General features: G+C 46.7%; 21 protein-coding genes, 2 tRNA genes, 2 rRNA genes and 1 pseudogene. 12 read left to right on the top strand and 14 right to left on the bottom strand.

The window, feature by feature from the left end; all coding sequences use genetic code 11:
- Together G451_RS0115340 and rrf are read left to right on the top strand one after the other, a co-directional pair.
- Positions 1–163, top strand: a 23S ribosomal RNA gene (locus G451_RS0115340); the annotation flags it as partial.
- Positions 164–210: 47 nt separating this feature from the next.
- A 5S ribosomal RNA gene (gene rrf / locus G451_RS0115335) occupies positions 211–325 on the top strand.
- Positions 326–645: 320 nt separating this feature from the next.
- Here rrf and G451_RS0115330 read toward each other — a convergent pair.
- Positions 646–906, bottom strand: coding sequence for a hypothetical protein (locus tag G451_RS0115330; RefSeq protein WP_027184955.1), 261 nt, complete (start codon positions 904–906; stop codon positions 646–648).
- Between the two features lie 435 nt (positions 907–1,341).
- A tRNA-Met gene (locus G451_RS0115320) sits at positions 1,342–1,418 on the bottom strand.
- Positions 1,419–1,744: 326 nt separating this feature from the next.
- On the opposite strand from G451_RS0115320, the pseudogene G451_RS34180 reads away from it, so the two are divergent.
- A pseudogene (locus tag G451_RS34180) lies at positions 1,745–2,817 on the top strand (IS3 family transposase); the annotation flags it as partial.
- Between the two features lie 607 nt (positions 2,818–3,424).
- Here the strand turns inward: G451_RS34180 and G451_RS0115300 are convergent.
- Positions 3,425–3,501: transfer RNA gene (locus G451_RS0115300), tRNA-Met, on the bottom strand.
- Between the two features lie 309 nt (positions 3,502–3,810).
- Here G451_RS0115300 and rfbC point away from each other — a divergent pair.
- The 6 genes from rfbC (at position 3,811) to qrcD (ending at position 10,806) form a co-directional block, all read left to right on the top strand.
- Positions 3,811–4,365 carry a dTDP-4-dehydrorhamnose 3,5-epimerase gene (gene rfbC / locus G451_RS0115295; protein WP_027184953.1) on the top strand — a complete coding sequence of 185 codons (555 nt, stop codon included), beginning with the start codon at positions 3,811–3,813 and terminating at the stop codon, positions 4,363–4,365.
- A 60-nt stretch (positions 4,366–4,425) separates the two neighbouring features.
- A complete protein-coding gene (locus G451_RS0115290; protein WP_156921670.1) occupies positions 4,426–5,856 on the top strand; it encodes a mannose-1-phosphate guanylyltransferase/mannose-6-phosphate isomerase in 1,431 nt (476 codons plus the stop codon).
- Between the two features lie 200 nt (positions 5,857–6,056).
- A complete protein-coding gene (qrcA, locus tag G451_RS0115285) occupies positions 6,057–6,623 on the top strand; it encodes a menaquinone reductase multiheme cytochrome c subunit QrcA (protein ID WP_027184951.1) in 567 nt (188 codons plus the stop codon).
- A 14-nt stretch (positions 6,624–6,637) separates the two neighbouring features.
- Positions 6,638–8,770, top strand: coding sequence for a menaquinone reductase molybdopterin-binding-like subunit QrcB (gene qrcB, locus G451_RS0115280; protein ID WP_027184950.1), 2,133 nt, complete (start codon positions 6,638–6,640; stop codon positions 8,768–8,770).
- Positions 8,771–8,786: 16 nt separating this feature from the next.
- On the top strand, positions 8,787–9,575 hold the full coding sequence (gene qrcC, locus G451_RS0115275; protein ID WP_027184949.1) for a menaquinone reductase iron-sulfur cluster-binding subunit QrcC: 789 nt from the start codon (positions 8,787–8,789) through the stop codon (positions 9,573–9,575).
- Entirely contained in the window at positions 9,562–10,806 is a 1,245-nt protein-coding gene (gene qrcD, locus G451_RS0115270) for a menaquinone reductase integral membrane subunit QrcD (RefSeq protein WP_034642433.1), read from the top strand. Before qrcC ends, qrcD begins: the two co-directional genes overlap by 14 nt.
- A gap of 366 nt (positions 10,807–11,172) precedes the next feature.
- Here the strand turns inward: qrcD and G451_RS0115265 are convergent, their stop codons facing one another.
- Together G451_RS0115265 and G451_RS0115260 are read right to left on the bottom strand one after the other, a co-directional pair.
- Positions 11,173–12,009 carry a deoxyribonuclease IV gene (locus G451_RS0115265; protein ID WP_027184947.1) on the bottom strand — a complete coding sequence of 279 codons (837 nt, stop codon included), beginning with the start codon at positions 12,007–12,009 and terminating at the stop codon, positions 11,173–11,175.
- Positions 12,010–12,157: 148 nt separating this feature from the next.
- A complete protein-coding gene (locus G451_RS0115260) occupies positions 12,158–13,150 on the bottom strand; it encodes a LacI family DNA-binding transcriptional regulator (protein WP_027184946.1) in 993 nt (330 codons plus the stop codon).
- 823 nt (positions 13,151–13,973) lie between these two features.
- On the opposite strand from G451_RS0115260, the gene G451_RS0115250 reads away from it, so the two are divergent.
- Complete coding sequence (locus G451_RS0115250) at positions 13,974–15,959, top strand: acyltransferase family protein (RefSeq protein ID WP_027184945.1); 1,986 nt, start codon at positions 13,974–13,976, stop codon at positions 15,957–15,959.
- Between the two features lie 311 nt (positions 15,960–16,270).
- Here G451_RS0115250 and G451_RS0115245 read toward each other — a convergent pair whose 3' ends face one another.
- The 8 genes from G451_RS0115245 to G451_RS0115205 all read right to left on the bottom strand — a co-directional run bounded on the left by G451_RS0115245 (position 16,271) and on the right by G451_RS0115205 (position 22,153).
- Complete coding sequence (locus G451_RS0115245) at positions 16,271–17,140, bottom strand: 3-hydroxyacyl-CoA dehydrogenase NAD-binding domain-containing protein (RefSeq protein WP_027184944.1); 870 nt, start codon at positions 17,138–17,140, stop codon at positions 16,271–16,273.
- A gap of 17 nt (positions 17,141–17,157) precedes the next feature.
- Complete coding sequence (locus tag G451_RS35355) at positions 17,158–17,751, bottom strand: TetR/AcrR family transcriptional regulator (RefSeq protein ID WP_051261545.1); 594 nt, start codon at positions 17,749–17,751, stop codon at positions 17,158–17,160.
- Between the two features lie 592 nt (positions 17,752–18,343).
- Entirely contained in the window at positions 18,344–18,733 is a 390-nt protein-coding gene (locus tag G451_RS0115230) for a PilZ domain-containing protein (protein WP_027184941.1), read from the bottom strand.
- A gap of 299 nt (positions 18,734–19,032) precedes the next feature.
- Positions 19,033–19,542: a hypothetical protein gene (locus G451_RS0115225; protein WP_051261544.1), complete on the bottom strand. Its 510-nt coding sequence runs from the start codon at positions 19,540–19,542 to the stop codon at positions 19,033–19,035.
- On the bottom strand, positions 19,487–20,440 hold the full coding sequence (locus G451_RS0115220) for a hypothetical protein (protein ID WP_027184939.1): 954 nt from the start codon (positions 20,438–20,440) through the stop codon (positions 19,487–19,489). Before G451_RS0115220 ends, G451_RS0115225 begins: the two co-directional genes overlap by 56 nt.
- 41 nt (positions 20,441–20,481) lie before the next feature.
- A complete protein-coding gene (locus G451_RS0115215) occupies positions 20,482–21,264 on the bottom strand; it encodes a J domain-containing protein (RefSeq protein ID WP_027184938.1) in 783 nt (260 codons plus the stop codon).
- The gene (locus G451_RS0115210; protein WP_027184937.1) at positions 21,261–21,731 is read right to left on the bottom strand and encodes a YkgJ family cysteine cluster protein; all 471 of its coding nucleotides are present in this window, start codon (positions 21,729–21,731) and stop codon (positions 21,261–21,263) included. Before G451_RS0115210 ends, G451_RS0115215 begins: the two co-directional genes overlap by 4 nt.
- Before the next feature lie 8 nt (positions 21,732–21,739).
- Complete coding sequence (locus G451_RS0115205) at positions 21,740–22,153, bottom strand: CoA-binding protein (protein WP_027184936.1); 414 nt, start codon at positions 22,151–22,153, stop codon at positions 21,740–21,742.
- A 70-nt stretch (positions 22,154–22,223) separates the two neighbouring features.
- Here G451_RS0115205 and mqnC point away from each other — a divergent pair, with 70 nt between their 5' ends.
- Positions 22,224–23,288 (top strand): cyclic dehypoxanthinyl futalosine synthase, encoded by a 1,065-nt coding sequence (gene mqnC, locus G451_RS0115200; RefSeq protein WP_027184935.1) that lies wholly within the window; start codon positions 22,224–22,226, stop codon positions 23,286–23,288.
- On the opposite strand, the gene G451_RS0115195 is transcribed toward mqnC, so the two are convergent.
- Positions 23,285–24,187, bottom strand: coding sequence for a DMT family transporter (locus tag G451_RS0115195; protein WP_027184934.1), 903 nt, complete (start codon positions 24,185–24,187; stop codon positions 23,285–23,287). The genes mqnC and G451_RS0115195 overlap by 4 nt on opposite strands.
- A gap of 140 nt (positions 24,188–24,327) precedes the next feature.
- Between G451_RS0115195 and G451_RS0115185 the strand changes: the two genes are divergently transcribed.
- A complete protein-coding gene (locus tag G451_RS0115185) occupies positions 24,328–25,545 on the top strand; it encodes a M24 family metallopeptidase (RefSeq protein WP_027184933.1) in 1,218 nt (405 codons plus the stop codon).
- Positions 25,546–25,561 lie beyond the last annotated feature (16 nt).

Here is a 25,561-nt window from a genome sequence, read left to right as displayed (position 1 = left end):
ACGTTCGGAAAGGATAACCGCTGAAAGCATCTAAGCGGGAAGCCTGCTTCAAGATAAGATCTCCCTGAAGACTCCGAGAAGATGACTCGGTTGATAGGCCGCATGTGTACGTGCAGCAATGTACTTAGCAAAGCGGTACTAATAAGTCGTTCGACTTATTTTCCTTCAAACTATCCTGTTTCTTATTTTACTTATATATCACCAATATTTCCTGGTGACCAAGGAGGAGGGGGTACACCCGATCCCATTCCGAACTCGGAAGTTAAGCCCTCCATCGTCGATGATACTGCGGTTATAACCGTGGGAAAGTAGATCGTCGCCAGGATTCATTTCCATGCCACACACGGCAACACAAAGCCCGAACTTGATGAAAGTTCGGGCTTTCGTGCGTTTGGGGGATCCCCCTTTCCTCAGTTCCCGTCCCCTCTTCAAAAACATTTGGCGGGAGAGGGAGGGGGCGTTCAAATTTTCTTCATATCCGTGATTATTTTTTATTATTCGCCTAATGGCACATCATATTTTCGCCCAGGGGGAAGCTCATCCACATCACGTCTTTGCTTGTCAGAGAAGAGCGGCTTCACTGGCACTGGCCGTTAAGAACGAAGACCAGGATAAAACGTGCAATGACTGCAGCAGAGATTTGCTCTACGAACAATATTCATCCACGAGTTTATCGAGTTCTTGTAGGTTGCCTGCCTTTGCGTATTCCATAGCTTTTGCAACACGACGCGGGAGTTCGTTTTTTGCACCCATCATTTCATTAGGGGCGTCTACATATGGATTATCGGAGTATAAAGGCGTGTTCCACGTCGGCGCCCCAATCTGTTGTTCCACTTTACGTTCGTGCAAAATGTCCTTCGCCAGCTTCTCAAGGAATTCGTCTTTTTCAAGCCCGCATATTTTCATGGCGTCTCCTGTTTATTGGGGGAGCATTACTATGTGCATAATATTGTCATTTTGTTAAGATTGTCCATAAAATATTCTATTTTGCCTGCTTTCATACTGCAAAGTCACGCCGATTAGATTTCCAAATAGTAAATAAGAAAGCATGGTGACTTCCTTCTTCAGCAAAGCCAAGATCGGCCATTTATAGCAGAGGAAAATTTGTTGTTACAAACCTTTGGCCAAGTCTGAGCTGCTGGATTATGAGCGAAGGCAAATGGAATCTCAGCGATTTTCTTGAGGATCTTTTCGTCATTAGGGGAATTGAAAAAAACAACTGTTTACAGAAGGCCAATAACTGGTTGCTCGGCTAAGTTGCTCAAGGCATCTCTGAGTAGGAATAGAATTGGAAAAAGAAAAGGGCCTTGCGGATTATCTCCGTAAGGCCCTGGATTGATTTGGTTGCGGGGACAGGATTTGAACCTGTGGTCTTCGGGTTATGAGCCCGATGAGCTACCTAGCTGCTCCACCCCGCGTCGTGGAGGAGAATATTTATGATTACGCTCGACTTTTGTCAAGAAAGAATTTTTGTTTTTTGAAAATTTATTATTGATGACAAAAACTGAACATCGCTTGAAAAATAATATTTCATGAAATGGTGAAATAAGAATGAGATTTTGCTCAAAGACAGTCAACGGTTCCATTGGTTGGATTGAGTCTGAATAAGCCAATCGAATTTGCAACGACTACCAAGTGCGCTTCCCCCCCCAAATTAGGACCACCCGCTAAGGTGGAATCTGCGTCCTGAAACAGATGCCAAAGGACGTATGACAATGGGCAAAAAAAGACGGAAAATTTCGATGAGTTCAAGGCAAAAGTGGCTCTGGACTCCATTCGTGGCGTAAAGACACTGTCTGAGTTGGCGACTGAGCATCAGGTGCATCCCAACCAGATTTCCAAATGGAAAAAACAACTCCTGGACAACGCGTCCGAGCTGTTCGCCAGTGGCAAGTCCCAGGCAGTCAAATCAGAAGAGGAACTCACTGCGCCACTCTACGAAGAGATAGGTCGCCTCAAAATGGACATCAAATGGCTTGAAAAAAAGCTCTAAGCCTGCCCGCTGTCGAGCGCCGGGAATGGATTGAGCCAAATAAGGACTATTCGATCCGGCGGCAATGCAGGTTGGCAGGGGGTTCTCGCTCTTTAATATATTACGAGCCTGCGCCGGAGTCTGAGGAAAATCTTCAGCTTATGCGCTTGATCGACGAGCAGTACTTGCAGCATCCGGAATTCGGATCGCCCCGCATGACAGATTGGCTGCGCGACCAGGGCTATTCAGTGAACCACAAGCGCGTGGAACGACTGATGCGACTGATGAGTCTGCAAGCAATTACTCCGGGGCCGCATACGAGCAAACCGTCGCCCAGCCACCCCACCTATCCCTACTTGCTGAGGGATGTGGAGAGAGAGCGGGTTAATCAGGTTTGGAGAGCAGATATTGCGTATATCCCGATGGAGCGTGGTTTCTTGTATCTGACAGCGGTGATTGACTGGTGGAGTCGGTATGTACTTGCTTGAGAACTTTCCAACACAATGGAGTGCTCATTTTGTGTCTCAGCGCTGGGCCGTGCACTGGGATTCGGCAGTCCGAAGGTCTTCAATACAGATCAGGGAGCGCTGTTTACAAGTCATGAATTCACAAGCGTATTGCTGCAAAATGAAATTGCCATCAGCATGGACGGCAAAGGCAGGGCGCTGGACAATGTTTTTGTGGAGCGGCTGTGGTGGACAGTGAAATACGAGGATGTCTACCCGCGAGCCTATTCGGATGGGGTGTCGCTTTATAAAGGACTTGGGTGTTATTTCAAATACTACAACGAGGAACGAAAGCATTCTTCCTTGGACAGAAGAACACCGGCTGGAGTATTCACGTAGGCAATCAGACCGAATTGAATGCCGCCGTCATCGTTCCGCTCCGCCCTCAGCCCTTCGGGCTGCCCCTGCCGGGGACGGGCTGCGCTCCACGATGACGGCAAAAAAAGATAAGCCCCCCTAAAAGAAGATCAACATAGACCAGCAGATCCCACCTTAATTTTGCCGGGCGATGGGTTTAAAGATGGGGGGAGGCCCATGGGACACGGAGAAGAGAGATGGTCAAGGTTCGATCCCTTGGTTTGTAATTCGCGGAAATTTTCTCTTCCGACAATAACCTCTCTACAAGTCAGAAAGGCCTTCGTTCTTTGCGTGATGTTTGCTTTGTCCAAGGTCGTTCAGATTCAGCAAGTTTATAGAGAACTTTCACTGAAGAAATTTAATAAGGACGAGATTCAACCTGGGAGTTGTTGAGTTTAAGTTTACACGATTTTGATAAATGTCGATGGCCACACTCAGAACTTCAGTGTGGCCTAAATTAGCGGAATTCAAACGCTTGTGGTTCTCTACTGCAATAGGCGGTGGGTACACGGCAGGCAAAAAGTTTTGTGCTCTCAAATAGACACGAAAAAGGGGTTTACAGTTTTCACTGTAAACCCCTGAATTGTCTTGGTTGCGGGGACAGGATTTGAACCTGTGGTCTTCGGGTTATGAGCCCGATGAGCTACCTAGCTGCTCCACCCCGCGTCGTGGAGAAGAGAAACTAGGTGGCTTACACGAGTTTGTCAAGACATTTTGAAAAAAATAATTGGATTATGTCACATCTATTGTTGGGAGTATGTTTGACCAGCAGAAGGATGACATGAAATCAGTATTGAAGTTCTCGCAGAAAATAGAGGGATAAGAGGCCGTGTGTTGAGGTGTGGTTTGAAATATGATAAATCCTGCCGGATTTTGGATTGTTTTCTGGCAAGTATTTTGTTGTTTTTAGACGTCAGCCAGAAATCGTGCGAATTGAGTACCCTGATCGTTTAACATAGTAACAGGAGCGCGCTTGTGGGCTTTATCACCACAGAATTTCCGGGGCTCATCATTTATGAACCGAATGTTTTCGGTGATAATCGTGGCTATTTTATGGAAAGCTATAACCGCAAAGTTTTTCATGAAAACGGAATTGATATTGACTTTATTCAAGATAATCATGCGCGATCCCAGCACAAGGGTGTTGTTCGCGGATTACATTTTCAACTTCCGCCCAAGGCGCAGACCAAACTCGTTCGTGTGACTCGGGGAGCTGTTTACGATGTGGTTGTCGACCTACGGAAAGGTTCACCTACTTATGGTAAGCATTATGGTATTGAACTTTCCGAGGACAACAAGCGTCAGTTTTTAGTGCCGAAAGGTTTTGCTCACGGGTATGTGACGCTGTGTGATGATGTCGAGTTTCTCTACAAAGTTGATGAGTATTATTCGAAAGAACACGATTGTGGTATCCTTTGGAGTGATCCCGAGCTTGGTATTCAGTGGCCTGTTGAAAACCCCGTCTTATCCGAAAAAGACAAAGAATTAATCAGGTTTATCGATTTCGATACTCCTTTTGTCTATTCATAACCTTTTCATGACCGACGCCTTCGATCTTTGTCGATAATTCCACAACAGAAAAGGACGATCATGACTTCATTGAGCACAAGCGAAACCTCAAGCCTGTCCAATGTATACGCCATTGTTTTGGCTGGCGGATCCGGCACGCGTTTGTGGCCATTATCCCGAACGTTATTGCCAAAACAGTTAATGCACCTCAACGGTTCGCTTTCTCTTCTTCAGGACACAATGACACGGCTACAGGCAGTATTTCCTTCGGAAAATACGTATGTCATTACCAACGAAGAACATATCTTTGAGGTGCGGAGTCAGCTCAGAACTATTGATCCTGGACTCGAGAACAACGCGATAGCGGAGCCTCTGGGGCGCAATACATTGCCAGCAATTATGTTGGGTCTTTCCAAAATTGTCGATAAAGATCCAGATGCTATTGTTGCTGTGTATCCTGCCGACCACCTTGTGAGGAATGCACAGGGCTGGGCAGCAAGTATGGAGAGAGCCATTCCTTTGGCGCAACAAGGATATCTTGTAACGTTTGGAGTTGCCCCCGATAAACCCGAAACGGGATACGGGTATATCCATTGCGGTGAACAACTGGGTGAAAATCAGTGCTCGGTGTTGGGTTTCAAAGAAAAGCCGGATTTGGAAACAGCGAAAAAGCTTGTGGCCGATAACAAGCATTTTTGGAACAGCGGGATGTTTGTATTCAGCGCCCAAATGTTTCTAGATGCCGTCCAAAAACATCAACCTGAGTTGTGGCAATGGTGGGGTGAGCGGAGCAATACGCCACTTGAAGATGGGTATAATCGATTGTCTGATATTTCCGTTGACTATGGCGTTATAGAAAAAATCGATAAGCTTGCCATGGTGCAAGCAGAATTCGATTGGGATGACCTCGGAAATTGGGAAGCGGTGTACCGCATTGGAGAAAAAGACTCCTCCGGTTGTGTTATTCAAGGGGACGTTCTCGCGAAAAATTGTAACAACAGCTTGTTCATTTCTCGCGGAGGAAAGTTGGCGGCCATTGGCCTTGACGACACTATTATTATTCAGACACGGGACGCGACCTTGGCATGTGGCATGGATCACGTTCAACAGGTCAAAGATGTCGTCAATGACCTCAAGGGAGAAGGCAGCAAGCTTATTGAAGCGCACGTCACGGTAAAACGGCCGTGGGGAAGTTATACCGTTCTCGAAGATGGCGAAAATTTTAAGATAAAACGCATTACTGTACCATCTGGGGGCAAGCTCAGTAAGCAAATGCACCATCACCGAAGCGAACACTGGGTGGTGATTTCTGGAACCGCTCTCGTCGAAATTAATGACGAAGAGCGATTGCTAAGTGAAAATCAATCCGTCGATATTCCCAAAACTGCAACACATCGACTGTCCAATCCGGGCAAAGTTCCAGTTGAGATCATTGAGATTCAAACAGGTCCATACCTTGAGGAAGACGATATCGTTCGATTTGATGACGTCTACGGGCGTATCAAGAAATAAGGCTGTTCGGAACGCATGACAGAGCCCTCAAATTGGCAAATGAAAATGCGCTGTATTTCACACCTGTCAGGTATGACGTGTGTGACTTAAACTCGTGAAATTTTTCATTTGATCTTGACACCTTTGAGAGCTCTTGCATAGAAAGGCAAGAGTCATTTTTGGGAGCCAATGAGCTATAAACTCTTAGCATGGGGCGAGGTATGGAGGAAAAGAAAACTTCCACGTCAGGTAGTGGCGGATTTATTCCGCTCTTCATCCTCGGTTTCGTCGGCGCGTTGATAGTTGGTTGGTGGGTTTTCCCCCAACTGCTTTTCAGCTCGAAAACGCAACCGATTCAATTTAGCCACACGGTACATACAGAACAGGGCATGGACTGTACCGAGTGCCATTATTTTCTTGAAAACGGTCAGTATGTAGGATTTCCCTCCACCGAATCTTGCTACGCATGTCACGCCGACACGACTGGTGGTGAAACCGCCGCTGAAAAGGAAATTGACAAATTTGTCACGGAGTACGGTGAAAAGAACGCCGAGATTCCCTGGCTCACGTATCAAAAACAGCCCGACAATGTCTATTTCACCCACTCTGTTCACCAGAACTTCGAGTGCACGACCTGCCATCCCGATGTCGCTACTATGACGGAACTCCCGGCATACAAGGAAAACCGGATCAGCGGCTACAGCAAGCAGACCATGAAAATGTGGCAATGCGAACGCTGTCATGCAGAGATGGGCGCCAGCAACGCGTGTTACGTGTGCCATAAATAAGAGGGTGGTATAAAATGGGAATTGATCGCAGAGGAGTAATTGGACTTATTGCGGGTGGCGCTCTCGGCACTCTCGTGACGCCGATGGTGTGGAAATCCACCGACGATATTTCCATCTGGTCGCAGAATTGGCCCTGGATACCTCGTGTTCCACGTGGTGTCATGGCGAAGCAAGCGGCCGTGAGCAAACTGTGCCCGTCTGGGACAAGCATCAAGGTCTTGACCGTCAACGGAAACCCCGTGACGGCGGCGGGCAACCCCGACAACCCCCTCAGTCAGGGCGGTGTGTCTCCTCTCGGGTTGGCCGAATGCTACATGATGTACAGTCCCTCGCGCATCAAGCAACCAATGAAAAAAGAAGGTTCCAGCTTCAAACCCATTTCTTGGAAAGATGCTGAAGCTCTTCTGGTCGAAAAGCTCAAAAACGCCGGCAAAAAAATTGCGTTCGTCTCTGGTGACGAAAACGGAACCGTTAACGAAGTCTTTTCCGCTTTCACAAAAAAACTTGGTTCCGAGAACTTTTTCATCATGCCCTGTGAAGCACACGCCGCACTGACCGGCTGGAGTCTCATGGGCGGGCAAGGTCAGCCCGGTTTTGACCTGGAAAATGCAGATACCGTGGTTTTACTAGGTGCAAACGCTTTTGAAACCTGGGGACCGAGTGTTCGCAATCGTCGCGCTTTTTCGAAAAGTCGTCCTGCCGGACAAGACCCTGCTTCGACGTATGTCTATGTTGGTCCCATGTCCGGACATACGGCCAGCGTGTGTGACAAACGTGTCGCCGCAAAACCCGGAACTGAAGGTATCATTGCTCTGGGGATCGCCTGGCATCTTATTCAGGCAGGTGCCAAAGGCTCTTATAATGGCTTTGGTGAGTTCAAAGCTCTTGTTCAAAACAGCTTCACTCCGGAAAAAGTTTCGGCCGCAACCGGTGTTTCTCCCGAAACACTGAAAGAGTTGGCCGACATTTTATCCAAAGGCAAAAAACCGCTCGTCGTCGTTGGTTCCAGCTTCGGTCAGGGATTGGGGGCTGGTGCGTTTATCGCTGGCATGTGCCTGAATATGTTGTTGAACAATATCGGTCGGAATGGTGGCGTCATTGCCGTTCCGGAACTGAACGCTGTTATTGCCGATGCAATGACGCGCACCGATATCTTGAAGAACGACTTCGTAAGCTACTTGGGTGGAGAAACGCCCGATGTGTTGATGCTGTACAATGCGAACCCGGTATATGGGTTGCCGCAGGCATCCGCTATGGAACAGCTTATCGACAAAGTTCCCTTCAAGGTAAGCTTTAACTCTTTCATGGATGAAACAACGGCCATGGCTGATCTTGTCATGCCGTCTTCCATGACATTGGAGCGCTGTGACGATGTCGTTTCTCCGTATGGTGTAAGCTATTTTGTTTACAACTGCGCCGAGCCCGCTTTGTCTCCGGTTTTCGATACCAAACCAACTGCTGACGTTGTATTGTCGACCGCTTCTGCTCTTGGCATAAACCTTGGTTTCTCATCTTTTAAAGATGTGATTGCGGCGAAAATTGAATCGGTCTGCAAGCACGGCTGTTTCATTGCTAAAGACTTTATGCCCTGGGATGCCGATGTTGCCAAAGCAAAAACGGCTCAAGCTGATGCTGCTACCGCTGCACTGGCTGAAGGGTATGCCTTGTGCGTTGCTGGCAGTGTGATGCAGAGCGGTTTGAACTTCGGAGTTGATGTTTTGGCTAAAACCATCGACTCGAAACCGGCAACAGCCGATCTTGTTGTTGCTCCTGTGGCCAATCAACGTATCGGAACCCCTGTGACGGGCATTCCCTGTCAGGATCTGACAACAATTCCCGACAACCAGCTTTTGGGCGAGATGTATTTCGTCGACCTCAACCAAGCCACAGCCGGTAAACTCGGTCTGCGGCAAGGCGATGCAGTTAAGCTCTCGGGCACGTCGGGCGACATTGTGGCCCGCGTAAATATCTTTGAAGGTATTATGGACGATGTTGTCGGCGCCCCCATTGGCTTTGGCCATAGTGCGTTCGATGAGTTCAGCCAGAAGAAAGGTGACAACACCTTCAAGATTCTGACCGCGAGTAAAGAACCCGGGACCGGACTTTCCGTCTGGGCGGGATCTGCTGTGAAAATCGCCAAAATTTAAGATAAGGAAGACGCTAATGTCCGCAGTCAAGGAATTTACGATCAGATGGGGGATGGTCATTGACATCGACAAGTGCACCGGCTGCGGCGCGTGCATGGTCGCTTGTCAGACCGAGAACAATATTGCGCCGCAACCCGAAGCGTCCAATAAGCTTCGCTCCCTCAACTGGATGTTGATTTACGAACTGAACAATAAAAAATCGTATCCTGATCACGATATGGCCTACCTGCCGAGACCATGCCAGCAATGCGGCAACCCGCCTTGTGTGTCGGTCTGTCCGGTTATTGCAACGGACAAAAACGAAGAAGGGGGGATTGTCAGCCAGATTTATCCCCGCTGCATCGGCTGCCGGTACTGTGTGGCGGCTTGTCCGTATCACGTCCGGTATTTCGGATGGTTTGATCCGGTCTTCCCCGAAGGTATGACGAAGGTGTTAACTCCACATACCTCCGTTCGGCCGCGCGGTGTGGTTGAAAAATGTACTTTCTGCCACCATCGCTGGAATTATGCCAAAGAAAAAGCCATCTTCGACGGAAAGAACCCCAAGGATCTTCCCGAAGACGCCTACATCCCGGCTTGTGTCGAAGGATGTCCTTCCGGAGCCATGACGTTTGGTGATTTGAACAATCCCAAGCACAAAGTGTATGAACTTTCTCGGAGTAAGAACGCCTTCCGGCTACTCGAAAAGTTGCATACACAAACCCAGGTTTATTACATGAGCCGTCGGGAATGGGTCCGGAAGCAGGGTGACAACTACCTGGCAAACGACAAGGTCATCGGAGGCGCTAATCATGCTCACGGCTGAGAAAAACTGGTACCCTGAAGGGGTCAAACGCTGCTCGCTTTCCCAGTTCCTGGTCTGGTTGGGATGCATCAGCCTTTTTGTCTTGTTCGGTCTGCTTGCCGCTCTTGTCATTTTGTTCAACGGCATTGGCGTGACCGGTCTCGACAACTATTATGGTTTCGGCCTGTGGATCACGTTTGACCTGGCCGTTATCGCTTTGGGCGCGGGGGCCTTTTTTACAGGCCTCCTACGCTACATCATCAAAATTGATGATTTAAAGAATATCATCAATTTGTCCGTCATCAAGGGGTTTTGTTGTTACTCCGGTGCCATGCTTATCCTGACCTTGGATATTGGTCAGCCGTTGCGTGCATGGTTCGGTTACTGGCACCCCAATGTTCACTCGATGCTGACAGAAGTTATCTTCTGCATCACGTGCTACCTGACGGTTCTTATTATTGAGTATATTCCGCTCATTTTCGAGCAGAAACAGCTCAATAAGATTCCTTTCCTGCATCATATGGCGCACAACCTGCATCTCGTGATGCCGCTGTTTGCAGGCCTTGGCGCGTTCTTGTCTACGTTCCACCAGGGCTCTCTGGGTGGCATGTACGGTGTGATGTTCGCGCGTCCGTTTGCTTTCCGTGAAGGATTCTTCATCTGGCCGTGGACGTTCTTTCTGTTCGTTCTTTCGGCCATTGCCTCGGGACCGTGTATGACGGTGCTGATTTGTGGCTTTATGGAAAAGATTACGGGCCGCAAGTTTACGACCTACCGCATCAAATCTTTGATGGCTAAAATCGGTGGGGCAATGCTGGTCATTTATCTTCTGTTCAAACTCCTGGACACGTGGTTCTGGGCCACCGATACGCTGCCTCGTATGGGCTTCACGTTCGATCAGATGTACCATGGTTTGGCATACGGCAAATGGCTCATCTTTTCGGAACTTGGTTTGTGTGGAGTTCTCCCGGCCATTCTCCTTATGGTCCCGGCTTTCCGCATGAAACCCAGCCTCATGTATACGGGGTGTATTCTCAACGCATTGGGTGTCGTCATTAACCGCTACGTCTTTACGGTGCAAACTTTGGCTATTCCGGTGTTACCGTTCGACAAGTGGACCGTGTACTACCCCAACTGGGCAGAATGGTTGACGTCTTTGATGATCGTTGCATACGCTTTCATCGTCTTCAGCCTGTCCTATCGTTATCTGCCTATTTTCCCTCAGGAAGTTCCTCTGAACAGAGGAAAATAGTCAATCTTCTTTGTTTTACGGAATCCCCCCGGCAGCACTGCTGTCGGGGGGATTTTTTTTTGTGCCAGGCATGGCGTGAATCTCGGAGGTCAAAGTCCTCTCCAGGCCCTGATGATGGGAACTGGTAGCTGAAGGCAACTGCGTCGCCGTGAGGTGGGGTGGGGAGGAAGCTGGAGGCAAAAGTCGGATCGACGAACAGAAATCGAATAGAAGGCCGGCACTGTCGGGTAATTCGGCAACGGATGAAGATGCCCAATAATCATTTGGAGACAAGTGAAGGTAAATCTGGCGAGGCCCGGCGGAAAGAGTCACGTCTTACCCTGGGAGATCTTATTGCCTGTTGGGACGATCCCAACTACGCAAACGTCACTCTGCCTGATATATAGCTTTGAGGAGGGAGATTTCCTTTTTATATCCCTGCATATCATTTGGGGTTTCCAGGTAAAACGGCAAAGTTCTGAGAGAAGGGTGGTTCACGATGCGCGTCAATGCTTCCATGCCTATAGAACCACGACCAATTTTTTCATGTCGATCTTTATGGCTCCCAAGAGGATTCATGCTGTCATTAAGATGAATCGCTTTCAATCGGTGAAGGCCGAGGCGCTTTTCAAACGTTTCCAGTACGTGCTCGAGATTTCCAGCAATATCGTACCCACCATCGTGGATATGACAGGTATCCAGGCACACTCCCAAGCAATTGTTCTCGTCGACCATATCGATAATGGAACGGAGTTCTTCGAAAGTGCGACCTATTTCACTGCCTTTCCCCGCCATCGTTTCTAAAAGAACGACGGAGGATTGCTGCGGCCATACTACAGCGTTCAGCGTTTCTGCGATGAATTTGATGCCAGTTTCAACACCTTGCCCTACATGGTTCCCGGGGTGAAAATTATACATGCTGCCGGGAATGTGCTCAAGGCGTCGCAGATCGTCCGCCATTGTCTCCTGTGTGAAAGCGCGTTTTTTTTCATCAGCGGCACAAGCATTAAGTGTATACGGCGCATGAGCAAGAATGGGTTGCAGCTCATGTTCTTCGGAAAATTTCAAATACGCAGCAATATCATCTTCATCCAGAGGCTTTGCAGCTCCCCCGCGTGGATTGCGGGTGAAAAACTGAAAAGTATTGGCTCCAATGGAGACTGCTGTCTTGCCCATTGCAAGAAAGCCTTTTGACGACGATAAATGGCATCCTATCTTCAACATATCCTTCCCTGAAGCGATCACTTCTTGAGTTTGTTCTGTTGGCATCTTTGCTTGATCAATGACCATTTCATATATGGTTATGGTTGCCTCATCAGGAGGTTACGGACAGTAGATTTTGAAAATCGCTTTATTGCTGATGAGAGCTGATTTAACATCCACAAGATTTTCTACAGATAAGCTTTGTTTTTAAGATAACTTCTCTGTTTGGTCGATTCGGATTGGCAATTCGTTTGATGAGCAATTCAGTCGCCGTTCGGCCAATCTCATACGTGGGTTGTTCGATAACGGTGAGTGGTGGGTCTATGAGCTTGGCCCAACTGGTATCGTCAAAACTGGCAAAGGCAATATCGTTTGGTATCGAAAGTTTGCACGTGCGTATAGCCTGTACAACACCGGATGCCAGGAGGCTGTTACTTGTAAAAATGGCATCTGGTCTTTTCTTCAAATTGAACAGTTTGATGGCGGTTTGAAAACCTTCCTCTTCTTTTGCGCTGACATACTCTAAAAGCTCTTTTTCGGGCTTGATATTATGATCAGCGAGCGCCTTCAGAAAGCCTTCGCATCGTTCGGAGCCAGTTGTACTTCCGGTGCCGAACATTCCTGCAATTCGACGATAACCGTGTTCAATAAGGTGTGTCGTGATATTGTGAGCAGAAGCAACATTGTCGATAAGTACACTATCAACATCAAAGTTCCTCACATGGCGGTCAATCATAACCATTGGGATATCATGTGAGTAGGTTTCTTTGTACTTTTCGAGCCCTTTTAACGTTGGCGATATGATTATACCCGCAATATTTTCAACTCGGAGAATATCAAGATATTTTTTTTCCTTTACGGGGTCTTCATCGGTGTTGCACAGAATCACATTATATCCAACTTCCTGAGCCGTATCTTCGACAGCTCTGCTCACCCTCTGAAAAAAAGGATTTTCAATGTCGGCAACAACGAGTGCAAGCAACCTCGATGTATTGGCTCGAAGACTTTGAGCAGCTCTGTTTGGTTGGTAGTTGAGTTTTTTGACGACTTCCATCACGCGTTTTTTCACTTCCTCGCTTACGTAAGGTTTCTGGGCGAGAACGCGCGATACCGTTGCGGTCGACACTCCAGCAGCGTCTGCAACATCTTTGATTTTTACCATGGAACCATACACTCCAAAGGAAGTAGATATATTGGATTATGAATTCATGTAAACGATTTCATATTCTTCGTCAAATTCCATACGATTCGCTCGGGACTTACCTTGAATAATCCACCTTCACGGCATGATATCCTGCTGAGTTCAGTCGGCATGTGTGAACTCGAAAATCAGGCTCGGCCCAGAGGGCTACATGGACATCTCGGAGCAGTAGTAGACATTGATATTGGTATGTCGAGAGTAAAAGTTGTTATTAATTCCGGCATGCCTGAGAAATGTTTTGCAGGAACCGATTGTTGCTTAAGATGATTCGTTCCAGAAAAAAGTCCCTTATTATCTATTTTCTATTTTAATATTAGCAAACAAAGAGTTAAAGAGAATTTATACCAAGATGGTTTTATTTGTCAAAATGCTCCATTGTCTTGCAAACGATTGCATGTTGATGAGAAATTTTTAAGAGTCCCACGAATATGAGAGCAAGCTGTGTTGCGTCTATGTCGTGCCTGCATCAGCTTGAATGTGGATCATTTTCAAAAAAGCAGTCCCTCAGGAATCTTCTTCCCTTGTGCGAATTTTAGGGAGCGGCATGACTGCGTAGCTCAAGGATGCTTATTAACGGTAACACGATGACGCATGACACAGTACGTAACGTCAAATTCAGGAAAAAGCAGGCGTTGCTACGAATTCTGACCTTGGTGCTGAAAATGATCTGATAGGCGTAACGCTCTATAATCATAGCGTATTTGCTTTTCGTAAGATTGAAAACAATAGCAAAATAATATATCCAGCGACGTTATAATTGAGGGAATGAAATAAAGGAATGGGAATGTCACAAAAGAATTCTATGAGAATTGAAGGAATTGATGGATTACGTACTGTAGCTGTACTGAGCGTGATTGCCTTTCATTTCTATAAGAAAATAGCTCCTGCTGGATTTATTGGTGTAGATGTTTTTTTTGTTATCTCTGGTTATGTCATCAGTATGTCGTTAACAAAAAATTCAAACTCTTCTCCTTTTCAGTATGTTCTTGATTTTTATAAGAGACGATTTATACGCATTTTTCCTGCGCTTATTTGTTGCTTGCTCGTTATTGGGTTCTTTTCTGTACTGTTTATACCATATGGATGGCTCAGTGATAGAAATGCATTAACGGGTACACTTGCATTTTTAGGATTAAGTAACTTTGCTCTTCTACAATATGTTGATGGATATTTTTCACTCCGAGCTGATTTCAATCCTTTTTTGCATACATGGTCGTTAGCTGTTGAGGAACAATTTTACGTCTTGTTTCCATTGATATTTCTTTTTTGGATAAAAAAACAACCTGGGAAAAGTTATAAAAATATCTTGGCGTATTCCGTTCCTGTTCTCGGTGTTGTATCTTTTATTTTTGCTGCATATCAGACTCAGCATGACCAAATACAGGCATTTTATATGTTGCCCAGCCGTTTTTGGGAGCTTGCGGCTGGTGCAACACTTTTTCAGGTGCATTTTTATGGTTATGCAATCCCCAGAAAGAAGCTGATGACGCACGTATTTTCAAAATTTGGAATATTGCTTTTAAGTATAGGCGTCATCTTTGCAATTCCAGAGTTGTTTCCTTTCCCGTGGGCACTGGCTCCAGTCGGAGGTACTGTCGCCTTATTGAGTGTCATCCGAAATCCTGCATCTTCTGCGCTTCTAGAAATTCGCATATTGCAGCATCCTGCTGTGACATATCTTGGCAGATGTTCTTATTCATTATATTTATGGCATTGGCCCGTAGCATGTCTTTTTCGGTGGACAATTGGCTTTGAAAAAATATCGCATATTGTTTTAGGACTCGTCCTTACATTCATTTTGGGAACAGCGTCATACCATTTTGTCGAAAAGCCTTTTCTCATAAATAAAAAGCTACGTTCTCTCGACGCATGGAAGATTGTTGGAGGGACGGCAGTACTCATTGGAATTCTTACCGTTGGGTATTACGACTTTTTACTCGATTCCTCTCCATTTCGACTCAGTGTCGTTGAACAAGACCAAGGATGGAAGGCCGATGCTTTTTCTGGGAATGCTATAAAGAAATTGCAAGAACAAAAAAATCATTCAAAAACACTCTGGGTTATTGGAGATTCTCATGCCGCTGCATACGAGAGTATGGTGATGCAAGCCGCTCTCCAGAACAATATGTCTGTCCGAATGGAATCTGATCCGGGGTGTTCGTTTGTCAGTGTGTTTTCTCCAAACCCAGACACTCCATTTTGCAAAGACAGTATAGAGAGATTCATGGAGTATCTCTCGAAACAGGCGTCCGAAGGGGATGTTGTCTTTCTTGCTTCTCTGAGGGCTCAGCGATTATCTGATCAATGGGGTGAACTCAATCAAGATACTATTGATGCGTTTATGCGATTCAACAAGCTTTGTCGTGAGGTTATTCTGGATCAAGCTCGAACAGTCATACGACGTCTTCTGGCATTAAAGCTCAAGGTTATTATTGATGCGCCTAAACCTGTCTTTCGGGCTCCAGCATTTCGATGCTCCGATTGGTTTAATCATATGAATCCAGTATGTAAGCCGGGTTTAAGCATTTCAGCTGCATTTTTACAGCAACAGAATCAATTTGTTATAGAAAATTTAAATATGCTTCATAACGAATTTCCTTCCTTGATTATCTGGGATCCGTTTCCAATTCTGTGTCCAGGGCGTACGTGTTCTGTGTATCAAAATGGAAAACCGTTATTCTTCGATCAAGATCATTTGACCGGATACGGAAATCTTTTACTCCTTCCTGACTTTTCCAACGTGCTGAAGCAGGCGAGCAATTCGTCGTAAGAGGGGGCAAGAAGCTGCTCAGAGATTTCGGCTCGCGTGACGCTTTGAAGAAGTCGAATTCGGTCAATCCACTCCCTCGACTTTGAGAAGCAACAGAGTTGGATCAAGTGATATTTTATGATGACGAAACGCAAAAACATTTGCTGAGAATATCTCGATTAATCCTTTGAAGTGGTCCATCTCATCGGCCCTATGAACGAAAAAGGGGCAATGCCTAAAATTCAATAAGAGCATTTTGACGTTGCCCCAAGAAGCGTAATGGCTCAGTCTTCATCTAGGAGATAAGAAAATGTGCGATTCTTTTGGATCAATCAACTGTTATAGGAATAAAAACCTTGACCAGTTTTCACTCCAAGATGTCCTCGTCCAACATAACCACCGAGAAAATCGACAATGCGCCAAAGGGCTGAATCTTGAAAATGCTCCGCCCCCATTTGTGCAATACGATGAGCTGTATCGAGTCCAACTTTGTCCAAAATGCCGAATGGACCGATTGGAGTATGCATAATTTTTGTCCAGGCTTTATCTATCGTTTCTGGTGGCGCGACGTTGTCAATAGCGAGTTCCAGGGCAGCTCTGTTGAGTGCGTTGAGCATATTGTTGAAGAGATAACCTGGGCGTTCGGTGTTGAGTTCAATAATTGTTTGTTCGAGATCGTTCGCAAGTTTCCGAAGCAAAATTATAACCTCCGGAGCTGTTCCTGGGTGCGGCATGATATCAACAACATCTGCGCCGAGGAGCGGTGCATGAAAATGAAATGCCGCAAATTGTTCTGGTCTCTGTAATGCCGGAGCAATGAGGGATGGAGGAAGATCCGATGTGTTGGTTGTAAATATTGTTTCTCGTTTGCAATACCTATTCAAGTCGCTGAATACCTCTTTCTTTAAGTCAAGTGACTCCGGAACAGACTCTATTACGACGTCAACATTCGTAGCAGCCAACTCCATGTTGTCAAAGAATGTGAGGCGTGAATTTGCAGCTGCAGCCATATCCTGGCTTATTTCCTTTCTGGCGATGATATTATCAAAGATAGCCGCGATATTGTCTTTAGATAGGCTCAATTGACTTTGCACGGTGTCAAGAACGGATGTTTCAAATCCACGCAATGCGCATAAAGCGGCCACTTGTGTTCCGATGCACCCAGCCCCTACAATGAGTATTTTTTTTACATCTGATGTCATTTCGTTACTCCTTGCTGTCAACAAATGTTGAATGGTTCTACCGCATACATGCCATAAACAAACATATGGACAGATCTGGTCACAAGATTTGTATCAAGTTGTATGTGACCATGAAGATATAGGGTTATAAGGTTATGAAGCAAACCTTGGAAATTGGCGGCATAGAGCGCTATTGCATCTTCGGAGTTTTTATTTTTTTCATGATGATGGTGTAGAAAGACATTTTCAACGGCTGAAAATTGTCTTTTACCATACGCGACAGCGACCTCAAATTGAGGAGACTCGGGAGGAGCGAACATTAAACAAAGAAACAGTCGATACAAATCGGAATGTGCTTTTGCGTAGTCTGATATGACAAGACCGCAACGGACTAAATCTTGCTCAAAATCCGTAGTGAACGCCAACTGCTCCAACGATACAAGCAATGGGGTTAGCTCCTCTTCCAAAAGTGCGTTCAAGAGTCCTTTTTTATTCTGAAAGTGATGATATAATGTGGGCTTCGAAACTTTACCTGCGTCGACGATTTGCTGAACGCCTACGCCGTCATATCCCTTGTTGGAGAACAATTTGAGGGCGTGAGATATCAATCTTTTCTTTGTGCTCTGTTGCATGAGTATTTTTATCTACCTACCGGTCGGTATAGTCAAGCTGTTTTTTACTTACAGCGGAATCTTGCAGGAAAAGCTTTCCTCGCAGGATGCTAGGAGGTATCCCCAGACCGTGTGCCATGGGTGCCTGCGGGCCTGTATTCGTTGTGCAACGAAGGTTGGAGCTTTCATTTCGCTCCAACCGGTCTCCTCTCTGCTGAGGCTCACGACGTCGTTGTGCAACGAAGGTTGGAGCTTTCATTTCGCTCCAACCGGTCTCCTCTCTGCTGAGGCTCACGACGTCGTTGTTCACTGATTGGACAGCTTTGTTGAGTTCAACGTGAGTAGAGTGAGAGCGGGCAATGAATTGGTCTGCGGTGAGGGCATATATACCAAGCAGGGCACTCACGATTGTGTGTTCTCTGATGGTATTTTCCTCGAGTAAGCGGAGAAAATAGCATTGTCGATGTTCAGGAGGTTCTGTAGTAGGTATTCAACCGAAGGGGAGAGGGCCTCGGTCTCGTAAAAGAGCAGGGGAGAAAGAATCGTGAATTTTAAAGAAAACGGTCTCATGTGGTATTTCCCACATGAGACCGTTTTTCAGGCGAAATATTGGTTATTCACAGGTAATCGGTGTATTATCATCAACAATTTCGAATGCCGGTGTAATCAGTTCATGATCAATGGCATCGGCATCTTCTGATGAATACCGTACAATGTTTCGAAGATGGTAAAATGCAGACTCATTCATGCTGACAAAGTCAACAGCGGTTCCAAAGTCCTCAGACGTCCTGACAACTTTCGCTTTTATTTTGAATTGAATATCTGATGTTAGTGTAAAATTGAGAATACAGAGCTGATCCATTTTGAGACGGTCAGTGAACGAAAGAAGCATGCCTTTTAGGCTGATATTCTTCGATTTTATTGGCAATTTAGATCGATCACAACAAACTTCGACCTGAAATTCAGCGTTGACGCGGCTGCGTCGGCGATGATTGTCTTTCATAAGCGCTTTCTCCGTCGTTGACCGAAACTCAACTTCAGGCCGTTGTCATCACATTCCAGCTTCAAATAAAGATGAAACAGCTCCTGAAGAATATTTCCATTTATTCTGCCATCCGTAAAGAAAAAACAAAGAAAAGTCAGATACCAAGAAACACGATAGGTGAATAATAGCTCATGTCCCCAATGTCGCACCGATTTTCTCACCATATTTTGTCAGATGATATTCTCTGACATAATATGACACGAGGCCGATTATTCATGCCTTATTTGTTGTGCGAAGTCACGACCCAAAATACGTTCTCAGTCAGACTTGAGTTCAAAATAATCGGATTGATCAAGCGTGGGAAAGTCAAATACGACAGGCGTACACGTTCCTTTAGTGATGGTTTTGAGGTGAACGGGAATATCGATACCGGGACGTAATTTATAACGAGCAATATAACGTGGACCAGGAAGGATGCCGTTCGTCAATGTGAATACAAACGTTTTGTTCTGCGTATGTAATCCCGTTTTGGCTGCGTCGGATTGCGGTTTATAGGTGAAGAGAATTTTTTGAGCGGTATATGGAAGATTGGAAGCGGATAAATCAGGAGAGATGGATAGAATATGTGCGACACCTTCCGTCGTGAAGTAGGTACACGGTCCCCCGACAAGTTGTGATTTTCCGGCATGGGCCGTGTTACAAAACACTATTCCTCCGCACAACAATATAAGAAGGAGACGAGCATACGTGTTGGCGGCGTGTTGTCGAACATTATCCAATTTCTGAACCATAGACTTGGCTTGGTGTGCTTTGAGGTGGTTCATCATCGTGATTATCCTCTTCGGCGTCGAGATTGTTATCTTCTTCAATTTGAGACGAAACATCTCTTCGATCAATCCTTTCGTTTGGTGGTTGTCCAACGGTTCGCATGCGTACATAGGTTGATGCAGCGAGCAAAAGCATGTTGGAGGTATACACCCATAAAAAACATACGAAAGGAATAATCGCAATCTTCCATGAGGGGGATTCTGTTTGTATTTCGTCAAGCCCCCAAAGAATTCCCATGCTAAGACCATGTATCCCGGTAGCATAGAAGAGACCGGCAAACACAGCAGGACGGAAACGCATCCAACGCGGAGCGACGGTATAGCAAAGGGCGAGAAAGGTTATGATAAGTCCGCATGTCGACCAAATTTTACCAGAGAGAATAATATTTTGCGCAATCTCATCATGTATAAAAAGAGTGGAGAGCGCATAGAGTATGGGGAGAAGACAAAGGAAAAAAAGAAAGAAAAGATTGAGGAACGGCCCAACAAGTATAAGCGCAACTCGAACAATCAAACCTCGGGATTGTCTTTTTAGGGAGAGCGCCGTGCCGAGCCCGGACATCATTTGGTAAGAATAGGCCAGTGCAAGGGGAATGAACAAAGCAAGAGCTGGTTGAATCAAAGTTTCGCTATGACGCGTCCATTCGGCGATGGCTTGGGATGCGGAAGAAGAGGAAAAAAAAGTAAAATTCGTCAAGACGCGTTGAACCAGCATTTGCGCGTCTAAGGACGCCATGACGTAACGACCTCCAACAGCGCCAAGAGCAATGAATAATGTCACTGCAGTCCAAAGAACGAGAAAGCTCATGGCCGCAGCTAACAACATATATTGTCGTTGAAATGGAACGGTTATGCTGGCGAGAAGAGCACGGAAGACGCTGGATGGATATGGTGTCATGAAGGAATATCGCTTCCTAAGTGTCGGCCAGGGCTCGCCAGTTATTTTATTTTGATACGGAGATACAAGTCGCCCCGCAGTGGACCAAGACGGCGGCCCATGCCCTTGAGGCGGAGCGGCTTATTGACGGTAAAATCACGAGGTAATGTGACTTCAATTGTTTTCCGGCCTCCGGCGAAGCCATGTTTAATACCAACTCGAATCTTCGCTCCGGGGAGTAAACTTGCAGGAGGAAGAACCACCGTTTGTTCATCATCAAGTTGTTTCGCGAGAAATGATTTGATGCCACCGAAAAGACCGTGGCTGAGGTCAAAAGAAACCTTCTTGTCTCCAAAGCTGAGACTCAGTTCTTTATTCCTTCCTGTTTTGGGAGGAGCTTTTTTCGACTTAACCGTATTGTCAACTTGTCGATAGATGTCTTCAAACACCTTTCGAGCAAAGGGATCTTGAAGAATGTCACGCAACACTTCTTCCCGTTTAAAATAAAATCCCTGCTGGCCTGATGTTGCACCGGCTGCCTTCCTATATCGGGCTTCGGCTTTTTGACGAGCTGAAGACGTGTTCGCAGACGTCCGAGTTTGACTGCCGGTTCTGGCTTTGGCTTTGAACGTCGATCCGGAGGTTCTGTCCGATGCGGTGCCCACATGGTCTTTAAGCAGAAGATAGGCTTCATTCAGGCGTTGAAAACGGCTTTTTGACAAAGGATCATCGGGATTCAAATCCGGATGAAGTTTGAATGCCATGCCGCGGAATGCCTTTTTTACTTCTTCCGCAGAAGCCCCCGGAGCGACGTTGAGAATACGGTAGGCCTCATCCAGTCTCATTGCTTTTCGTCCGAATTGGTATCTGGGTTACGTAAAGCGTTGGCTTGGGAATCTGACTCCGACGCATATAATCCATGTTCGGTGAGATAGGCTCGCCCCGCATTGACGAAGTCTTCATGCGTTACATCAGGGTTAATGCCGGGACAATAATCCATGGCCAGTCTCCAACTGAGGTCATCAATCATATTGCCTCGGAAAAAAGGCCATGCTCGACAAATATCGGGTCTTGCAGGATGGATCGAACATCCCGCTTCACTGCTAAAAAAAACACAGTAACCGTCATCGGCAGTAATAAGGCGAATTTTGTTGTTTTGATGTTCTCCATAGCGTTCGATCAAGGTTTCCACCGACAGGTCAAGGTGCTGAGCCAATCGGAGTTGATCGTGTTCCGCCATGATAATGCCGCCTTCTCCATGGCAGCAGTGTCCACAACGATTGCAGGTAAAGGCATTCTTGGAATTCGACATGAGGCCTCTTACGCCAAGAGTCGGCGGTGTTCAACCATGATACAACGGTCTTCGATGACATGAACCTTTGTGCCTGCAAATACGCCTTCGGCATCGGCACTTCGGATTCCTGATTGCATCCAAAAGCATTGCGGGAGCGTCGGTAAATCGAGCACTTCACGGGCATGGTCCGGGCAATAGGCTGCGGCTCGAAAGACATTAACGATATCGATAGGTTCTTTAATTTCAGCTAAATGTGTATATGTCGTCAGTCCCCATACGCCTTTTCGAACAGGGTGGACTGGGAGGACACGAAATCCTGCTGAGATAAGGTAGCGTCCAACCATATCAACGGGTTGGCCGGCTTTATCTTTTGCACCGATGATTGCGACGGTTTTGGGAAGGGTCAAGATGTCGCGAACGGTCATCTCTGAATAGAGCATCTCTATCCGCCTTTTCGTTTACACGGAAACAGTGTATCGATTCCATTTTCATCAAACGTCCAAAAGGGACATGTCAACCATGAATTCGAATCGTCTCAGTCCGGAGCGCGCTCGGGCGCTCTTTGCCGAAACTGATGTCTTCACTTTGGGCCGCATGGCCCACGCAGTGCGTATGCGCATCCACAAAGACGCTGTGGTCACCTATATTGTTGACCGTAATATTAATTACACAAACGCGTGTGACTGCGGGTGTAAATTCTGTGCGTTCTACAAAGCTCCCGAAGATGCGCAAAGCTTTGTTTTGTCTTTCGCGCAACTGGCCGAAAAAATTCGTGAAACCGTAGAGCTCGGTGGGTACCAAATCCTTTTGCAAGGAGGGATGAATCCCGATCTTGCATTGGGGTATTATATCGATATGCTCGAATTTCTCAAACGAGATTTTCCCAGTGTCGCAATTCATGGATTCTCTCCGCCCGAAGTGCAGTATTTTGTCTCCAAATCAGGGCTCCCTCTTCATGAAGTCATTGCAGCGTTGAAGCAAGCTGGACTTGATTCCATTCCTGGAGGAGGGGCTGAAATCCTTGTTGATAGGGTTAGAACGGCCGTCTCACCGAACAAATGCAATACGGATGATTGGCTTGCCGTCATGGAAGAGGCGCATAATCAGGGTTTGCGTACTACGGCTACTATGATGTTTGGCCATGCTGAGACGTTGGAAGAGCGTATCGAACACCTTGAACGCATTCGATCTCTTCAAGATAAAACTGGTGGATTTACCGCTTTTATTCCCTGGACCTTTCAGCCGGGAAATACGGCATTGGAAGCTAAAGAGACTTCGTCCAGCGAATACCTCAAGTTTCTCGCTCTTTCACGCCTCTACCTTGATAATATAGACAATATTCAGGCCTCGTGGGTGACGCAAGGACCGATGATCGGACAATTGGCGTTGTTTTTTGGAGCCAACGACTTCGGGTCAACCATGATTGAAGAAAATGTCGTGGCCGCCGCCGGTGTGCATTTCCGCTTGCCGGAAAAGACGTTACGTAAACTTGTCCTTTCGGCTGGCTTTACTCCGAAACGTCGAAATATGGATTATTCGTTGCGCGAGGACGATGGGGACGTTGTCTCTTCCTAAAGTGTTGACGGGGTGCGTGCTCGTCTTCGTATATTGCTCAGAAAAACACCGGCAAAAACCATCCCGCCCCCGAGCATTTGCAGGGGGCCGAGGCTTTCTCCCAGTACGACGGCTGCGATGATGAGCGTTACGACCGGAATAAGGTTGATAAAAATTGAAGCTTGGGACGCGGGAATTTGACTGACACCGTAGTTATTACACCCGTAAGCGACAATAGAAACGACGAGACCGAGATAGACGACCGCTGCCATAGATGAGAAGGAGACGCTTTCGGGCAAGGGTTCGATCAACAATGCAGGGAGGAAGAAGACCGCGCCGACGGCTGACTGAACCGCAGTGAGAAAAAGCGGAGAATAACGGCTCGTCAACCACTTTAATGAGATAATATATCCCGCTGCACAGATCATAGCGAGAAATTCCAGCGTATTGCCCAGAAGTGGATTCGGTGCGTTTTCTCGCACTTCGCTAAATGCGCTCATAAGAATGACCCCGAGGACTGAAACCAGGAGTCCTGCGAAACCAGTCATGGACAGGTTTTCTTTGAAAAGTACCCGAGCGACACCCGTAACCATGAGTGGCAACAGCGCGGTGACCATGCCGGCTTCGGAGGCCTGGGTATATTTCAATGCATGCGATTCAAAAACAAAATAGAGGCATGGCTCGCAAAAGGCCATGAAAAGCAAAGGCTTCCAGTCTCCAGACTGATAACGAATTGTCTTGACCAATTTGGGTGCAATAAGTGCAAAGCAGACTGTAGCCAGCGCCATACGACCGAACACGACGCTTAAAGGACCAAGCTCCTGCATGGCGATTTTCATGGCAATAAAGGAGCTTCCCCATAACGTCATAGCCGTGAGAAGCGACAGGATCGCAAGAAGTGGTATTTTTGTTGTATTCATTGAGAATTGCCTTTGCTTGTGCAAAGGCGGTGCTCTACGCGTATTTGTTTCAAAAGGAAAGAAAAGAGACACGGTCTTGTGTTCCTTTTGAGCGAACAATGTTTTTTGCATCAGAATGTATATGAAAAAGGAGAAGTTGCATGTTTGAGTCTTTGGAAGTGCTGCCCAAAGCGGAGGTCGAATCACGCCATACCCGGCTGCGGCACGAATTGAAACGGTTGTGTCCTGATGCCGGAGGGATGTTGGTTTTCTCTCGGCCCAACATCTATTATTTGTCGGGCTGCTTAGCATCCGGTGTCATGTGGTTGCCGCTTGAAGGCGATCCCGTACTCCTTGTACGCAAAGGTATTGGACGAGCTCAACTCGAATCTCCTCTTCAGCACATTTATGAATTTCGTTCATATTCTCAACTGAAAGACATCCTTGCTGAAGCAGGTAGCCCACTGACACCGATTGTCGCTGCAGCAATGAACGGTCTTCCCTGGAGCTTGGGAAATCTGTTGACGGCAAAACTTAAAGGGACGTCGTTCTTGTCCGGGGATATGAGCTTGGCAGTCACAAAAGCTGTCAAATCGCCTTGGGAACTGGAGAAAATACGATTAACCGGCGCCAGGCATCACAAAGGCCTTCATGACATTCTCCCTGAGCGCATTCAGCCGGGGATGACGGAACGCGAGATTTCCATTGCTGTATGGAATGTGTTCTTCGAGCTTGGTCACCAAGGCATCATGCGTATGGAAAATGATGGAGAAGAAATCTTTCTGGGGCATATTTCAGCTGGCGATTCCGCTAACTATCCGAGTGTATTCAATGGACCAGTAGGGTTGCGCGGCGAACATCCGGCGATACCGTTTATGGGCTATGCCGGGAAGGTTTGGCAGAAGGGCGAGCCACTCACTATTGATGTCGGATTTATCCTTGAAGGCTACCATACCGACAAAACTCAAGTGTACTATGCCGGAAAGAAGGTCCCTGACGACATACAGAAAGCGCATGACGTGTGCATTGAAGTACAAAATTTTGCGTCCTCCAAGTTGAAAGCCGGGGGAGTGCCTTCTGCGGTGTACGCTGATGTTCTTCAGCTTGTAGAAAAAGCCGGGATGTCCGAAGGATTTATGGGGTTGGGGAAAAACAAGGTTCCGTTCCTTGGACATGGGATTGGTTTATCCATTGATGGATATCCCGTGATTGCTCGTGGTTTTGATGAACCAGTCGAAGAGCGGATGACCATTGCCTTGGAGCCCAAAATGGGTATTGCAGGAGTTGGAATGGTCGGAGTGGAAAATACGTTTGAAGTGACGTCGACCAGTGCGGTCTGCATTACGGGAGATGCCTTTAATATTGTGACTGTTGAATAAAATGTTTTCGAGTGAA

Source organism: Desulfovibrio inopinatus DSM 10711 (genome assembly GCF_000429305.1).
GTDB classification, from domain to species: domain Bacteria; phylum Desulfobacterota; class Desulfovibrionia; order Desulfovibrionales; family Desulfovibrionaceae; genus Alteridesulfovibrio; species Alteridesulfovibrio inopinatus.
Note: the sequence above shows the minus strand (reverse complement) of the source record. Positions and strands in the feature narration are given on the sequence as shown.

Coding starts and splice junctions, on each gene's coding strand:
- G451_RS0115330 (WP_027184955.1), bottom strand. CDS start 906: ATGAAAATATGCGGGCTTGAAAAAGACGAATTCCTTGAGAAGCTGGCG.
- G451_RS0115290 (WP_156921670.1), top strand. CDS start 4,426: ATGACTTCATTGAGCACAAGCGAAACCTCAAGCCTGTCCAATGTATAC.
- qrcA (WP_027184951.1), top strand. CDS start 6,057: ATGGAGGAAAAGAAAACTTCCACGTCAGGTAGTGGCGGATTTATTCCG.
- qrcB (WP_027184950.1), top strand. CDS start 6,638: ATGGGAATTGATCGCAGAGGAGTAATTGGACTTATTGCGGGTGGCGCT.
- qrcC (WP_027184949.1), top strand. CDS start 8,787: ATGTCCGCAGTCAAGGAATTTACGATCAGATGGGGGATGGTCATTGAC.
- qrcD (WP_034642433.1), top strand. CDS start 9,562: ATGCTCACGGCTGAGAAAAACTGGTACCCTGAAGGGGTCAAACGCTGC.
- G451_RS0115265 (WP_027184947.1), bottom strand. CDS start 12,009: ATGTTGAAGATAGGATGCCATTTATCGTCGTCAAAAGGCTTTCTTGCA.
- G451_RS0115260 (WP_027184946.1), bottom strand. CDS start 13,150: ATGGTAAAAATCAAAGATGTTGCAGACGCTGCTGGAGTGTCGACCGCA.
- G451_RS0115250 (WP_027184945.1), top strand. CDS start 13,974: ATGTCACAAAAGAATTCTATGAGAATTGAAGGAATTGATGGATTACGT.
- G451_RS0115245 (WP_027184944.1), bottom strand. CDS start 17,140: ATGACATCAGATGTAAAAAAAATACTCATTGTAGGGGCTGGGTGCATC.
- G451_RS35355 (WP_051261545.1), bottom strand. CDS start 17,751: ATGCAACAGAGCACAAAGAAAAGATTGATATCTCACGCCCTCAAATTG.
- G451_RS0115230 (WP_027184941.1), bottom strand. CDS start 18,733: ATGAAAGACAATCATCGCCGACGCAGCCGCGTCAACGCTGAATTTCAG.
- G451_RS0115225 (WP_051261544.1), bottom strand. CDS start 19,542: ATGATGAACCACCTCAAAGCACACCAAGCCAAGTCTATGGTTCAGAAA.
- G451_RS0115220 (WP_027184939.1), bottom strand. CDS start 20,440: ATGACACCATATCCATCCAGCGTCTTCCGTGCTCTTCTCGCCAGCATA.
- G451_RS0115215 (WP_027184938.1), bottom strand. CDS start 21,264: ATGAGACTGGATGAGGCCTACCGTATTCTCAACGTCGCTCCGGGGGCT.
- G451_RS0115210 (WP_027184937.1), bottom strand. CDS start 21,731: ATGTCGAATTCCAAGAATGCCTTTACCTGCAATCGTTGTGGACACTGC.
- G451_RS0115205 (WP_027184936.1), bottom strand. CDS start 22,153: ATGCTCTATTCAGAGATGACCGTTCGCGACATCTTGACCCTTCCCAAA.
- mqnC (WP_027184935.1), top strand. CDS start 22,224: ATGTCAACCATGAATTCGAATCGTCTCAGTCCGGAGCGCGCTCGGGCG.
- G451_RS0115195 (WP_027184934.1), bottom strand. CDS start 24,187: ATGAATACAACAAAAATACCACTTCTTGCGATCCTGTCGCTTCTCACG.
- G451_RS0115185 (WP_027184933.1), top strand. CDS start 24,328: ATGTTTGAGTCTTTGGAAGTGCTGCCCAAAGCGGAGGTCGAATCACGC.